The sequence below is a fragment of the Luteimonas sp. A482 genome (assembly GCF_054072655.1).
This window is the reverse complement of record NZ_JBSVRO010000008.1, coordinates 46,070-59,679: the sequence shown is the minus strand read 5'-3', so window position 1 is coordinate 59,679 and position 13,610 is coordinate 46,070. Positions and strand designations below refer to the sequence as shown.

General features: G+C 70.3%; 10 protein-coding genes and 1 pseudogene. 5 read left to right on the top strand and 6 right to left on the bottom strand.

From position 1 onward, the window contains the following. Positions 1 to 19 precede the first annotated feature (19 nt). Positions 20 to 688 (top strand): ankyrin repeat domain-containing protein, encoded by a 669-nt coding sequence (locus ACW5DW_RS16570; RefSeq protein WP_457020406.1) that lies wholly within the window; start codon positions 20 to 22, stop codon positions 686 to 688. Positions 689 to 1,296: 608 nt separating this feature from the next. Here ACW5DW_RS16570 and aceA read toward each other — a convergent pair. After that, entirely contained in the window at positions 1,297 to 2,634 is a 1,338-nt protein-coding gene (gene aceA / locus ACW5DW_RS16565) for an isocitrate lyase (RefSeq protein WP_457020405.1), read from the bottom strand. A gap of 91 nt (positions 2,635 to 2,725) precedes the next feature. Further along, positions 2,726 to 4,339: a malate synthase A gene (gene aceB, locus ACW5DW_RS16560; protein ID WP_457020404.1), complete on the bottom strand. Its 1,614-nt coding sequence runs from the start codon at positions 4,337 to 4,339 to the stop codon at positions 2,726 to 2,728. 114 nt (positions 4,340 to 4,453) lie between these two features. On the opposite strand from aceB, the gene ACW5DW_RS16555 reads away from it, so the two are divergent. Then, positions 4,454 to 5,422: a LysR family transcriptional regulator gene (locus ACW5DW_RS16555; RefSeq protein ID WP_457020403.1), complete on the top strand. Its 969-nt coding sequence runs from the start codon at positions 4,454 to 4,456 to the stop codon at positions 5,420 to 5,422. Between the two features lie 190 nt (positions 5,423 to 5,612). Here ACW5DW_RS16555 and ACW5DW_RS16550 read toward each other — a convergent pair whose 3' ends face one another. Together ACW5DW_RS16550 and ACW5DW_RS16545 are read right to left on the bottom strand one after the other, a co-directional pair. Then, positions 5,613 to 6,608 (bottom strand): isoaspartyl peptidase/L-asparaginase family protein, encoded by a 996-nt coding sequence (locus ACW5DW_RS16550; RefSeq protein ID WP_457020442.1) that lies wholly within the window; start codon positions 6,606 to 6,608, stop codon positions 5,613 to 5,615. Between the two features lie 438 nt (positions 6,609 to 7,046). Then, positions 7,047 to 7,397: pseudogene (locus tag ACW5DW_RS16545) on the bottom strand (cyanophycinase); the annotation flags it as partial. Positions 7,398 to 7,657: 260 nt separating this feature from the next. Here ACW5DW_RS16545 and ACW5DW_RS16540 point away from each other — a divergent pair. The 3 genes from ACW5DW_RS16540 to ACW5DW_RS16530 all read left to right on the top strand — a co-directional run bounded on the left by ACW5DW_RS16540 (position 7,658) and on the right by ACW5DW_RS16530 (position 12,465). Next, complete coding sequence (locus tag ACW5DW_RS16540) at positions 7,658 to 8,242, top strand: RNA polymerase sigma factor (protein WP_457020402.1); 585 nt, start codon at positions 7,658 to 7,660, stop codon at positions 8,240 to 8,242. Next, entirely contained in the window at positions 8,239 to 9,300 is a 1,062-nt protein-coding gene (locus ACW5DW_RS16535; RefSeq protein WP_457020401.1) for a FecR family protein, read from the top strand. Before ACW5DW_RS16540 ends, ACW5DW_RS16535 begins: the two co-directional genes overlap by 4 nt. Before the next feature lie 168 nt (positions 9,301 to 9,468). Then, positions 9,469 to 12,465 carry a TonB-dependent receptor gene (locus tag ACW5DW_RS16530; protein WP_457020400.1) on the top strand — a complete coding sequence of 999 codons (2,997 nt, stop codon included), beginning with the start codon at positions 9,469 to 9,471 and terminating at the stop codon, positions 12,463 to 12,465. A 72-nt stretch (positions 12,466 to 12,537) separates the two neighbouring features. Here the strand turns inward: ACW5DW_RS16530 and ACW5DW_RS16525 are convergent, their stop codons facing one another. Both ACW5DW_RS16525 and arfB read right to left on the bottom strand, forming a co-directional pair. Further along, positions 12,538 to 13,143, bottom strand: coding sequence for a lysophospholipid acyltransferase family protein (locus ACW5DW_RS16525; protein WP_457020399.1), 606 nt, complete (start codon positions 13,141 to 13,143; stop codon positions 12,538 to 12,540). A gap of 33 nt (positions 13,144 to 13,176) precedes the next feature. Then, entirely contained in the window at positions 13,177 to 13,581 is a 405-nt protein-coding gene (arfB, locus tag ACW5DW_RS16520) for an alternative ribosome rescue aminoacyl-tRNA hydrolase ArfB (RefSeq protein ID WP_457020398.1), read from the bottom strand. Positions 13,582 to 13,610: the final 29 nt, after the last annotated feature.

The window sequence follows — 13,610 nt, the reverse complement described above, 5'->3', positions numbered from 1 at the left end:
AGGGTGCGCCCGGCCGTCCATGAGCAACGATGCCTTCTCCAGTTCCGAACTGAGCCCGCTGGCCGATGCCGTCGACCGCGGTGACGCCGCCGAGATCCGCCGCCAGCTCGAACGCATCGACGCCGACGCGCCGGGCAGCGACGGCAGCACCCTGCTGATGTCGGCAATCCGGCAGGGCCGCACAGCCAGCGTGGAAGCGCTGCTTGCGGGCGGCGCGGACCCCAATCGCGTCGATCCGCGCGGCGAGACGCCCGTTCACGCGGCGGCGTTCTCGGGCAAAGCCGAACTGCTGCAGCTGGTGCTCGATCACGGCGGCGACGCCAACGCGCGCAATCCAAACACCGGCGCCACACCGCTGGTGCAGGCGCTGCTGTCCCCCGATGCCGGTCAGTATCGTGTCCTGCTTGAAGCGGGCGCCGATCCCGACATCGCCGACCGCAACGGCGACACGCCGCTGCACGTGGCCGCGCGCACCAACAACGGCGGCGCGATCCTGGCGCTGCTCGCCAAGGGCGCCTCCCCGCTTGCCGCGAACTCGGGCGGCACCACGTTCCAGCCGTACTACTTCGGCTACAACCGCGCCATCCTCAATGATCGCGCCCTGGCCGAGCGCAAGGCCGTGGTCGAGTGGCTGAAGGCCAACGGCGTGCCGCTGGAGGCGGCAGTGGGCGAGGCGGACCAGAAGTAGACGGGCTGGGCGATCCGGGCTCCGGCCATCGAAGAAGCGGGTTGGATTCGTGCCTGTGGTGGCGGTCATTGCGAGCCGGGGGTTGCTCCTCGGCTCGGTCAGCCATCCATGGCTGACTCGCCGCCGCAGCGCATCCATGCGCTGCTTTCCGCAACCCCCGCCCCGCAACGACCATCGCCCAGTCACTGACGTGGCTTCGAAAAAGGCTCCCACCGAAGCATCGCAGCACCAGTTACTGACGTGGCTGCGGAAAGCTCGCACCGAAGCATCGGATCACCAGTCGCAGTGAGTCGTGCCCTGGCGACCGGGGATCGCGGCAAGCAAAACATGGATGTTTTGCGCGTGAGTCAGGGCAGGGAGAGCGTGGATGGCTTGCGCGGCATGCCGCGCATCCACGCGAGCGCCCGGCATGCTGTGCCGGGCCGGACCGCGTAGCGGCCCTGACCGAGCGAAAAGCGATCCCCGGTCGACAGGGCGCGACGTCCAGTCGAAGTCGCGCGGGACTTCCAGCAATCGGGTCTACCTTCCTCCCCGAGAAGAAACAAAAGAAAACGGCCGGGCATCGAGCCCGGCCGTTTCTTCCCTCCCACACCTGTCGCGCGGCGGGCTCAGGCAGCGACCGCGTGCGAACGCTCGAACTGCTCCTCCTCGGTCGAACCGGTGAGCGCAGTGACGCTCGAGCTGCCGCCCTGGATCACCGTGGTCACGTCGTCGAAGTAGCCCGCGCCCACCTCCTGCTGGTGCGAGACGAAGGTGTAGCCCTGCTCGCGCGCGGCGAACTCCGGCTCCTGCACCTGCTCCACGTAGTGGCGCATGCCCTCGCCGCGCGCATAGTCGTGCGCGAACTTGAAGGTGTTGAACCAGTTGATGTGGATGCCGGCCAGGGTGATGAACTGGTACTTGTAGCCCATCGCCGCCAGCTCTTCCTGGAACCTGGCGATGGTCGCGTCGTCGAGGTTCTTCTTCCAGTTGAAGCTCGGTGAGCAGTTGTAGCTGAGCAGCTTGCCCGGATGTGCCGCGTGCACGGCCTGCGCGAACTCGCGCGCGAAGCCGAGGTCGGGCGTGCCGGTCTCGCACCACACCAGGTCGGCGTAGGGCGCGTAGGCCACGCCGCGGCTGATCGCCTGCTCCAGGCCATTGTTGACCTTGTAGAAGCCTTCGGCCGTGCGGCTGCCGGTGACGAAGGGCCTGTCGTTGTCGTCGAAATCCGAGGTCAGCAGGTTCGCCGCTTCGGCATCGGTGCGCGCCAGCACCACGGTCGGCACGCCCAGCACGTCCGCGGCCAGGCGCGCGGCAACCAGCTTCTGGATCGCCTCGCGCGTGGGCACCAGCACCTTGCCGCCCATGTGTCCGCACTTCTTGACCGCGGCCAGCTGGTCCTCGAAATGCACCGCCGCGGCGCCGGCGATGATCATGTTCTTCATCAGCTCGTAGGCGTTGAGCACGCCGCCGAAGCCGGCCTCGCCGTCGGCGACGATGGGCAGGAAGAAGTCGATCGCATCGGCCTGGTCCATCTTGCCGTCGCAGATGTTCTTCCACTGGATCTCGTCGGCGCGCTGGAAGGTGTTGTTGATCCGCCGCACCATGGTCGGCACCGAGTCGTAGGCGTACAGCGACTGGTCGGGATACATGTTCTCGGAGCTGTTGCCATCGGCCGCAACCTGCCAGCCCGACAGGTACACCGCCTCGAGCCCGGCCTTGGCCTGCTGCATCGCCTGGCCGGCGCTGATCGCGCCGAAGGCGTTGACATAGCCCTTCTTCGCGCCGCCGTTGACCAGGGTCCACAGCTTCTCGGCGCCGCGGCGCGCGAGGGTGTGCTCGGGCTGCACGCTGCCGCGCAAGCGCACCACGTCGGCGGCCGAGTACGGGCGCTGGATGCCGGTCCAGCGCGGGTCGTTGTCCCACTGCTGCTGCAGGGCGTCGATCTGTTGCTTGCGGTTGCTCATGGTGGCTCCGATGTCGGGTATGCGGGTTTGCAGGCGCGTGGTCTGGCGCCTGCTGGCGTTCTGGCAGCGCGCGGCGGCGCGCGATGGCGGCTCAGTCGAGGCGTTCGTAGGCCGGCAGGGTCAGGAACTCCTCGAGCGTGGGTTGGTGGCTCAGCGCCTCGAGCAGGGCGATCGCCTCCTGCACGCGCGTCGCGCCCGGGATCGCCTGCCCGGCCAGGCGCGAGGGCAGGTTGAGCAGCGCGCGGTCGAACAGCGCCTCGTCGATCACGGTGCCGTCGTGCAGGTGCAGGGGCGTGCCGCCGCCGTCGGTGGCATGCAGCCACTGCCACAGCTGCGCGCGCGCGATCTCGGCGGTGGCCGCGTCTTCCATCAGCCAGTGGATCGGCACGCAGCCGCTGCCGTCGAGCCAGGCGGCGAGGTAGCGCACGCAGACCTCGACGTTGTTCTCGAAACCGATGCGGGTGATGGTGCCCAGCGGCGGCGCCAGCAGGTCGCGTGCGGTGACGATCACCTCTTCGCGGCCCAGCTGCTGCTGGTGCGGTGTCGGCATGCGCTCGTCGAAGACCTGCCGCGCCAACGGGATCAGCGCCGGATGCGCGACCCAGGTGCCGTCATGGCCGGCGCTGACCTCGCGCAGCTTGTCGGCGCGCACCCGCGCCAGCGCGCGCTCGTTGGCGTCCTCGTCGTTGTTGATCGGGATCTGCGCGGCCATGCCGCCCATCGCGTGCGCGCCGCGGCGATGGCAGGTCTGGATCAGCAGCTCCGAGTACGCCTTGAGGAACGGCTGGGTCATCGTGACCTGGCCGCGCTCGGGCAGCACCCGGTCGCGGTGCGCGCGCAAGGTCTTGATGTAGGAAAAGATGTAGTCCCAGCGGCCGCAGTTCAGGCCGACGATGCGGTCCTTGAGCGCGTGCAGGATCTCGTCCATCTCGAACGCCGCCGGCAGGGTCTCGATCAGCACCGTGACCTTGATCTGGCCATTGGTCAGGCCCAGCTCGCGCTCGATGTGCGAGAGCACCTCGTTCCACAGCGCAGCCTCCTCCATCGACTGCAGCTTGGGAATGTAGAAATAGGGGCCGCGGTCCTTGGCCGCCAGCGCGCGGGCGTTGTGCCAGGCGAACAGCCCCAGGTCGAACAGCGAGGCGGACATGCGCTCGCCGCCGACCAGCACGTGCTTCTCGTCCAGGTGCCAGCCGCGCGGGCGCACGATCAGCACCGCGCGCTCGGCTTCCGGGCGCAGCGCGTAGCGCTTGCCGTTGCCCTCGAAGTTCAGCGTGCCGGCAATCGCATCGCGCAGCGCGCGCTGGCCGCCGACCAGGTTGTCCCAGGTCGGCGCGGTCGAGTCCTCGAAGTCGGCCATGTAGCAGCTGGCGCCCGAGTTGAGCGCGTTGATGACCATCTTCGGATCGACCGGGCCGGTGATCTCGACCCGGCGGTCGAGCAGGGCGTCCGGGATCGCGGCGACCCGCCAGTCGCCCTCGCGGATCGCGCGGGTGTCGGCGCGGAAGTCGGGCAGGCCGCCGGCGTCGAACGCCGCCTGGCGCTGGCGGCGCGCCGCGAGCCGCGCCTGCCGGGCCGGTTCGAAACGCCGGTGCAGTCCGGCGAGGAAGTCCTGCGCAGCCTCGTCGATCAGGTCGGCGACGGCGGCGTGGTCCGGCAATTCAATGCCGGAGGCGATCGGGGACGGCTTCAGGACGGCGGACATGGCGGGCTCCAGAGGATGTTGCGGTGCAACGCCACCCTCCGCCCCGACTTATTATTTGACAACTGAGTTCTTCCAATGTAATTCATAAGTTCCTTAAATATATGAGTCGAATCAATGCCCTCGAGCGGCAATTCGACCCCCCGATTCCCCTACAAGGCCGACCGGCTGAAGCCGCTGCGGGCTTTCTGCCAGACCACGCGGCTGGGATCGGTGTCGCGCGCGGCCGAGGCGCTGTACGTCAGCCAGCCGGCGATCACCCTGCAGCTGCAGGCGCTGGAGCGGGAGCTGGGGCAGAAGCTGTTCGAGCGCAGCGGCCGACGCCTGGTGCCGACCCGCGCCGGCGAGGCCCTGTACGAGCTGGCGCGCCCGCTGGTCGACGGCATCGACGCCCTGCCGGCCGCCTTCCGCGACGCGCTCAAGGGCATGGACGCGGGCGCGCTCAACATCGCCGCCAACAGCTCCACCATCCTCTACCTGCTGCCGCGGATCGTGGGCCGCTTCCGCGAACACCACCCCGACGTGCGCCTGAGCCTGCACAACACCGTCAGCGCCGACGGCACCGACCTGCTGCGCGCCGATTCGGTCGACCTGGTGGTCGGCTCGATGCATGACGTGCCGGCCGACCTGGTGTACGAGCCGCTGCACCGCTTCGAGCAGCGGCTGGTGATGCCGCCGGGGCACCCGTTGGCGGAGAAGGCGGAGCTGAGCCTGGCCGACATCGGCCAGTACGGCCTGATCCTGCCGCCCATGCGGCAGATCACCTGGCGCCTGGTGGACCTGGTGTTCCAGCAGAACCGCGTGCCCTACACGGTGGCGCTGGAGGTCGGCGGCTGGGAGGTGATCAAGCAGTACGTGGCGATGGGCATGGGCATCAGCATCCTGTCCTCGATCTGCCTGACCGAGGCCGACCGCGGACGCCTGGTCACTCGCCCGCTCGACCGCTTCTTCCCCGCGCGCAGCTACGGCGTGGTGATGCGCAAGGGCAGGCTGCCGTCACCGCAGGCGCGGGCGTTCATGGACCTGATCCAGCCGGACCTGTTCCTGCGCCGCGACTATTACGAGGCGGGGCATTCGGAGCGTTGAGGAGGAAGTCCCCATCTGTCATTCCGAACCCGCGCAGCGGGTGAGGAATCTCGTTGCGCCAGGTCACGTCGCCAAGATCCCTCGCCTGCGGCTCGGGATGACACAGGTGATGCCTCCGCACCGCTGCGAGCTGTCCGTTTGTCCCGTGCCGCCAGAATCCCCGCCCGCCTGCGCCTCGGGGTGACCTGACTCACGGCGCCGGCAGCACCTCGTCGCGCCAGATCGCCACCTGCGGCTCGCCGTCGGCGCCGATCCAGCCGCGGTACATGCCGCCGGTGTTGAACGGGAACGACAGGCTGCCGTCGGCGCCGAGCACGATCGCGCCGCCGTCGCCGCCGGCGTCGGGGATCACGCGATTGATCACCGCCTCACCGGCGCGCGCGATGCTGTCGCCGGACAGGCGCACGCGCGCGCAGATCTCGTGCGCGGCGGCGGTGCGGATGTAGAACTCGCCCCAGCCGGTGCCCGACACCGCGCAGCGATCATCGGCCCAGGTGCCGGCGCCGATGATCGGCGCGTCGCCGACGCGGCCGTAGCGCTTGTTGGTCATGCCGCCGGTCGACGTGCCTGCGGCGAGATTCCCCTGCGCATCCAGCGCGACCGCGCCGACCGTGCCGAAGTAGGCGCTGGCCGGCGATGCGGGATGCAGCGCATGCGGCTTGCTGTCGTCGCGCAACGCCTTCTGCAGCTGCTGCCAGCGTTTCTCGGTGCGGAAGTACGCCGGATCAACCAGGGCGATCCCTTGCTCCTTGGCGAAGCGCTCTGCGCCCTCGCCCACCATCATCACGTGGCGCGAGCGCTCCATGATCGCGCGCGCCAGGGTGATCGGGTTGCGCACGCGGCGCAGGCCGGCGGCCGCGCCGGCCTTGCCGGTGGCGCCGTCCATGATCGAGGTGTCGAGCTCGTTGGTGCCGTCGTGGGTGAACACCGCGCCGCGACCCGCGTTGAACATCGGTGCGTCCTCGAGCACGTTGATCGCGGCGGTCACCGCGTCCAGCGCCGGCCGCCCCGCGGCCAGTGCCGCCTGCCCCGCCCGCAACGCCTGGGCCAGCGCCGCGCGCGCGGCCGCTTCTTCTTCCGGGGTGAGGTCGCCGGGCTCGACCCCGGCGCCGCCGTGGATCATCAGGCGCGGTGCGTCCTGCACCACCAGCACGCCGTCGCGCACCGCGTAGGCGTGGCGCCACATTGGCCGTTCGACTTCGCCCGAGGGCAGGTGCAGCACCGAGTCCACGCCGACGCCGACCGTGTCGACGCGCTCCAGCCGCAGCGCCCGGTCCTCTTCCTGCGGCTGCGCAAAGCCGCCGCGCACCACCGTTGCGCCCGCGCCCGGCGCGGTGGCGAACACGCGCGCGCGGCCATCTGCTTCGACCGCCAGCGCCGCATCCTCGTCCACGCCCAGGCCCAGCACCGGCCGGCCGCCCGACAGCGTCTCGGCCTTGGCGACAAAGGCCAGCAGGCGCCCAAGCCGGTTGCGCTCGCGGAAGTGGGTGTCGGTGATCACGCCACGCAGGGCGGCGATGTCGAGGAAGCCGGTCTCGATCGTGTTGCCGTCGCCCAGCGGATCGGCCAGCGCGCGCGGGCTGGTCTGGCTGCCGCCGTCCATCGCCCCGTAGACGAACTCGCCCAGGATCGCCAGGCCGGCGCTGGTGCCGCCCAGCGGCTTGCCGGCGCGCACGTGCGCCTCCAGCGCCGCTTCCACCGGCGTGCCCTTCCAGTAGCGGATGTAGCGCGACTGGTCGCCGCCGGCGATGAAGATGCCGTCTGCCTCGCGCAGGCGCGCGAGCAGCCGGCGGTCGCTCGCGGCCTCGCGGTCCTCGAACACGAAGGTCTCGACCGAGGCCACGCCGCCGACCTCGTCGTGGAACTCCTCGCCGATCTCGCCGCCGAGCGAGGCGCGCAGCACCACCACATGGCCGTTGCCGGCCTTCTCCAGGAACCAGCGCAGCGCCTCGATGTTGCGGTCGCCGCCGCCCATCAGCAGCAGGCCGGGCGCGGGCTTGCCGGGGGTCGGCAGCGCGGGGTCGCCGGCCAGGTGATGCCGGTAGCCCGCGGCCAGCGCCGGCATCGTCAGCAGGGCCAGCGCCGTCGCCAGCAGCATCGGTGCGATCGCACGTCGTATCGTCATGGAACTGTCCTGTCGGCCGCATCCGGCCCCTGCGCAATGGAGACGAACCTTGGCGCGATTTCCCCCTGCGGGCAATCGCGGCCGCGCCGTGATCGGATATCGTGCCGGCCATGCCGACGCCGCCGCTGGACGACTGGTTCGTACGCGAGATCCTCGTCCACGAGGCGCCGCTGGTGCGTTTCCTCGGCCGTTGCTGGCCGCACCGCGACGAGGTCGCCGACCTGCGCCAGGAGGTCTACGCGCGGGTGTACGAGGCCGCCGCGCGCGAGCTGCCGCGCCAGCCCAAGGCCTTCCTGTTCGCCACCGCGCGGCATCTGGTCGCCGACCGGGTGCGCCGCAGCAAGGTGGTATCGATCGAGCCGATGGGTGATTTCGAGCCTTCGTCCGTCCTTGTGGATGAGGTGTCGCCGGAACGCTGGTGCGGCGGGCGGCAGCGCCTGGCACGGCTGGCGGCTGCGTTCGACCGGCTTCCCGACCGCTGCCGCGAGGTGGTCTGGCTGCGCCGGGTCGAGCAGCTGTCGCAGCGCGAGGCGGCCCAACGGCTCGGGATCAGCGAGAAGACAGTGGAAAAGCACATCGCCAAGGGAATGCGCCTGATCGCCCTGTATTTCTACGGCGGCGACGCCGTGGACACGGCCGCGACCGCGGACATGGCGACGGTGCTCGACGCGCTGCGCCAGGCGGACGAGCCGTGACGCCGGCTGCGACGATTGAAGCCGCCGCCGCGGACTGGCTGGCCCGGCGCGATGGTCCGCACTGGTCGCAGGCGGACGGGGCCAGGCTTGAGGCGTGGCTGGCGCAGGACACCCTGCACCGGGTGGCGCTGCTGCGGCTGCAGTCGGCCTGGGCCGAGGCCGGCCGGCTGCAGGCGCTGGGCGCGGGATTGCACGACGCGGCGGTGCCGCCACGCGGCACCTGGACTGCCCGGGGGGCCGATGCGGCCCTCGCCCCGGCATCGCCGGACCCGGTGGCGCAGCTGCAGGGGCATGTGTTTTCCGCGCGCGGGCCGCTGGCGAGGGTCCGCCCGCGGGGCGGGATCGCAGCGGTCGCGGCCGTGGCCGTTTGTGCGCTGGCGCTGGGCTGGGGCTGGCGCGAGCTGGCCACGGTCGCGCCCGTGCACTACGCCACCGCGCTGGGCGACGTGCGCAGTCTCGATCTGGCCGACGGCAGCCAGGCCACCCTGGCCAGCGACAGCCGGATCGCGCTGCGGCTGTCGCGCAGTGCGCGGCACATCGCCCTTGAGCAGGGCGAGGCCTATTTCGAGGTAGCCAAGGATCCGGCGCGGCCGTTCGTGGTCGAGGCTGGAACCCGGCGGGTGGTGGCGGTGGGCACCCGCTTCTCGGTGCGGCGCGATGCCGCCGACCTGCGCGTGGTGGTCACCGAGGGCCTGGTGCGGCTGGAGGCGGGCGACGCCGGCACGCAGGCCGACACCCTGCTGCCGGCAGGCAGCGTCGCCATCGTCCATCGCGACAGCGTGCTGGTGCGTTCGATGCCGCTGGACGAGGCCGCGCGCCTGGTCGACTGGCGCAGCGGCCTGCTGGTGTTCCGCGACACGACCCTGGCCGACGCCGCCAGCGAGTTCAACCGCTACAACGCACGCAAGATCGTGATCGGCGATGCACGCGTGGGCGACCTGCGCATCGGCGGCAGCTTCCGCTGGGCCAATGCCGAGGGCTTCGTCCGCCTGCTCGAACAGGGCTTCCCGGTGCGGGCCGAATACCGCAGCGATCGGATCGTCCTGCACTCGCCCTGAGGCACGGGGGGATTTGCAGGCCTCGTTCGTCCTGACTGACAGAAGGCGCGGTCCGCGCGCCACCGGGGAACCCGCTTGAAACCGTCACGCCCGCTCCGCGTCCTGCTCCTTTCCCTGGCCTGTTCCGCCATCCTGGCCGCGCACGCGCAGGCCCCCGCGGGTGTGCCGGTGGACGTGCCCGCGGGCGAACTCGCGGCCGCGCTCGATGCCTACGCCCGGCAGTCCGGCGTCGAGCTGGTCTATCGCGCCGACCAGATGCGCGGCGTGCACACCGCAGGCGCACGCGGCCTGCCGCCCGCACAGGCGCTGCAGACCCTGCTTCGCGGCAGCGGCTTCAGCGCGCGCGAGGATGCCTCGGGCGCGGTGCTGATCGTGCAGCAGCCGCTGCTGGCGCAGGTCGGTGCTGTCGCGGCGCCGCCGGCCGCGCTGCGGCCGCCAGCGGCCCCCGCTCCCGAGCCGGAAGTCTCCGAACTCAGGACGGTCCAGGTCACCGGTTCGCGCATCGCCCGCGCGCAGATCGAAGGCCCGGCGCCGATCACGGTGGTCACCGCCGAGCAGATCCAGGCCGCCGGCCTGACCAGCGTGCCGGACGTGCTGCGTTCGCTCAGCCAGGCCAGCGGCAGCGTGCAGGGACAGCAGAACACCACCGGCGCGCAGTCCACGCCCGGCGCACAGGCGGTCGACCTGCGCGGCCTCGGCCCCAACCACACCCTGGTGCTGGTCAACGGTCGCCGCATCGCCGACTTTCCGCTGCCGCTCAACGGCCGCAGCAACTTCACCGACATCGGCAATATCCCGCTGGGCATGATCGACCGCATCGAGGTGCTCACCGGCAGCGCATCGGCCGTGTACGGCTCCGACGCGATGGCCGGCGTGATCAACTTCATCCTCAAGAAGTCCACCGACGGCACCACGATCGACTACCGCCATGGCGACACCGAGCGCGGCGGCGGCGAATCGCATTCGCTGACGCTCACTTCGGGCTTCGAGCGCGGCGATTTCACCGGCATCGTCGGCGTTGAATTCATCGACAAGCGCCCGCTGTGGGGCTATGAGCGCGACATCCAGGACTCGACGCTGGATGCGCCCACCTCGCGGCGCCAGCTGCCGCGGCTGATCGCCCAGGTCTACGACTGGGACGAGGACGTCAACATCGCGCCGGCCGATGGCTGCGCAACGCTGGGCGGACTCAACGAAGGCACCACGGTGCTGGCCGAGGATCGCTTCGGCGAACCCTACTGCGGCAGCGATCGTGCGATCGCGTACCGGACGATCACCAACCAGCGCAGCGGCTACAACGCCTACGGCTCGTTCGAGTACCGCTTCTCCGACGCGCTGCGCTGGTTCGCCGACGCGCAGCTCGGCCGCCAGGAGGTGAATCTGCTCACCGGGACCAACGGCAACGAAGTGGCCAGCGACCACATGGGCTGGGAATTCCACGACCCGGATTCGGCCGGCAACTATCGCAACAAGATGTTCTACAACGCCGGCACCGGCACCTACCAGATCTGGTCGCGGCAGTTCACGCCCGAGGAGATGGGCGGGCTTCGCAACCGGATGAACACCACCACCCAGAAGACGCTGGCCATCACCACCGGTCTGGCCGGCACGCTGTCGGACAGCTGGGACTGGGAAGCGGCGTACAACCATTCGCGCTACCGCGCCGAAGTGCAGATGCCGCGCATCCGGGCCGCAGCCGCCAACAGCCTGTTCCTCGGCGAACGGCTCGGCTACGACGAGGACGGCTACGCGATCTACAACCCGGATCCAGAGCGGATGTTCCGCCCGCTGACGCCGCAGGAGTTCGACTCGATCGGGGCGATGTCCACCTGGCATCCCGAAGCGAAGAACGACAACGTCAGCTTCACCGCTACCAGCCCCGCGCTGTTCACCCTGCCCGCCGGCGATGCCGGCTTCGCTGGCGCGCTGGAGTACGGCCGCCAGTCCTACGAGATCAACCCCGATCCGCTGGCCCTGACCGAAGACGCGTACTACGGCCCCCGCTACGGCGATGGCAGCGGCGACCGCGACCGCTGGAGCGCGGCGGGCGAACTGCGCCTGCCCCTGCTGTCTTCGCTGCAGGCCAGCCTGGCCGGCCGCTACGACCGCTACAGCTACGCCGACAAGGATCCGGGCAAGTTCACCTACAGCGCCGGCCTGGAGTGGCGTCCGCTCGACACGCTGCTGCTGCGCGGCTCCTACGGCACCGGCTTCCGCGCCCCGGACATGCATTACCTGTTCGCCAGCGAGGACTACTACCGCACGCGCTTCGCCACCGACTACTACGACTGCCGCAGCGCCGAGCCCGGCGTGGGCAACGGCTATTGCTACGACGACGGCAGCTACGACGTCAGCACCTTCGACGTCTACACCGGCAACATGCAGCTGGACGTGGAGACCAGCAAGTCCACGTCCATGGGCGTGGTGTGGTCGCCCTCGGCCGACTTCGACGTGGCGCTGGACTACTACAAGATCCGCGTGTCCAACCAGGTGCAGACCCAGGACCGCGAGCTGCTGCGCATGACCGAGGCCGACTGCCGCCTCGGCGTGACCGACAGCGGCGCCAGCGTGGACCCGGCATCGCCCACCTGCCGCGACGCGCTCGCGCGCGTGATCCGCGATACCGACGGCGTCATCACCAGCGTGCACTTCAGCCCGATCAACATCGCCAACGAGGAAACCTCGGGCCTGGACCTGGCCGCCAACTACCGGATGAGGACGGACGTGGCTGGCGACTTCCGCTTCAGCGCCAACTACAACTGGACCCATCGCCACAGCCGCCAGCTGTACCCGGGCGATCCGCGCGAGGACATGCTGGACGTGGGCTTCAGCGCCACCACCCTGCCGCGCAGCAAGGGCAACCTCGGCGCGGCCTGGGAGCGCGGCGCCTGGGGCGGCAGCCTGTTCGGCAGCTACCTCGGGCGCGTGGCCAACTACGACAATGATGCCTGGACGTCGTCCACCTGGCGCTTCAATGCGGGCGCGGCCTATCGCATCCACGACCACCTGCGTATCGCGCTGACGGTCAACAACCTGTTCGACAAGATGCCGCCGCAGGACGCGACCTGGGCGAACTATCCCTACTACGACACCTCGTGGTTCGACTCGCTGGGACGCAGCTACTTCGTCCAGGTCACCTGGAAGCTGGGCGGCTCGGCGCTGTAGTCGCGGCCGCCGTGACGCCGGATGCAGGGAAGGGATTCTTCTCCTGATCCCGCAATCGGCGCAACGGTCGCCTCAGACCGTGCCGCGGTTCCTGCCCATCCAGGGCAGGTACCACTCGCGCAACGCCGCGATGTCGGCCTCCATGTCGCCGCTGGTGGTGAACAGCGGGCCGAAGCCGATGTGTCGTTCGGGATAGTGGAAATAGACCGGCAGGATCGGCACCTGCGCCTGGTGCGCGATCTTCCAGAAGCCGGTCTTCCAGCGCTCCACGCGCCTGCGCGTGCCTTCCGGGGCGATCGCGAACCAGATCCGCTCGCTGCGGCGGATCATCTCCACCGCCTGGCCGACCGTGCCCTGCGGCGCGGCGCGGTCGACCGGGATCGCGCCCAGCCGCCGCAGCAGCAGTCCCAGCGGCCACCGGAACAGCTGCGCCTTGCCCAGCACGCGCACCTCGAAGCCAATCGCCAGCTTCGCCGCGAAGCCCCAGATGCCGTCCCAGTTGGACGAGTGCGGCGCCGCGATCAGCACCAGCCGCGGCACGTCGGGCAGCGTGCCGACCACGCGCCAACCGCCCAGGCGCAGCAGGCTGCGGCCGAACCAGCGGGTGAAGGCATTGGGTTTGACGCGCGGTGCGTTCGGCGGGAGTGGCGGCACCACGGCGTGGGTCGTGTCGGTCATGCGGTTCCGCGCAGTGCGCTGTGACAGTGGCGTTCAGTCCCAGTCGGGGCGGCCGCGCGACTGCTTGATCGTACTACGCTCGCGCTTGGCATCCAGCCGGCGCCGCTTGGACGCGCGCGTGGGTCGTGTCGCCACGCGCGGCACTGGCGCGACGAAGCCCGCGTCCACGAACGCCTGCAGGCGCTCGCGCGCATCCTGACGGTTGCGCTCCTGGGTGCGGAAGCGCTGGGCACTGATCACCAGCACGCCCCCGGTGGTGACCCGGCGGTCGCGACGCGCCAGCAGGCGCTCGCGCACCGGCTCGGGCAGCGAGGGCGAGTTGGCGACGTCGAAGCGCAGCTCGACCGCGGTCGAGACCTTGTTGACGTTCTGCCCGCCGGGTCCGCTGGCGCGGACGAAGCGTTCGACGAGTTCGTGTTCCGGGATCGGGATGCTCATGCCGCTGGGCCACGCCTTGCGCGCCCGCT

Excerpts from the sequence above, each read along its gene's own strand:
- ACW5DW_RS16570 (WP_457020406.1), top strand. The coding sequence starts at position 20 with ATGAGCAACGATGCCTTCTCCAGTTCCGAACTGAGCCCGCTGGCCGAT.
- aceA (WP_457020405.1), bottom strand. The coding sequence starts at position 2,634 with ATGAGCAACCGCAAGCAACAGATCGACGCCCTGCAGCAGCAGTGGGAC.
- aceB (WP_457020404.1), bottom strand. The coding sequence starts at position 4,339 with ATGTCCGCCGTCCTGAAGCCGTCCCCGATCGCCTCCGGCATTGAATTG.
- ACW5DW_RS16555 (WP_457020403.1), top strand. The coding sequence starts at position 4,454 with ATGCCCTCGAGCGGCAATTCGACCCCCCGATTCCCCTACAAGGCCGAC.
- ACW5DW_RS16550 (WP_457020442.1), bottom strand. The coding sequence starts at position 6,608 with ATGTGGCGCCACGCCTACGCGGTGCGCGACGGCGTGCTGGTGGTGCAG.
- ACW5DW_RS16540 (WP_457020402.1), top strand. The coding sequence starts at position 7,658 with ATGCCGACGCCGCCGCTGGACGACTGGTTCGTACGCGAGATCCTCGTC.
- ACW5DW_RS16525 (WP_457020399.1), bottom strand. The coding sequence starts at position 13,143 with ATGACCGACACGACCCACGCCGTGGTGCCGCCACTCCCGCCGAACGCA.
- arfB (WP_457020398.1), bottom strand. The coding sequence starts at position 13,581 with ATGAGCATCCCGATCCCGGAACACGAACTCGTCGAACGCTTCGTCCGC.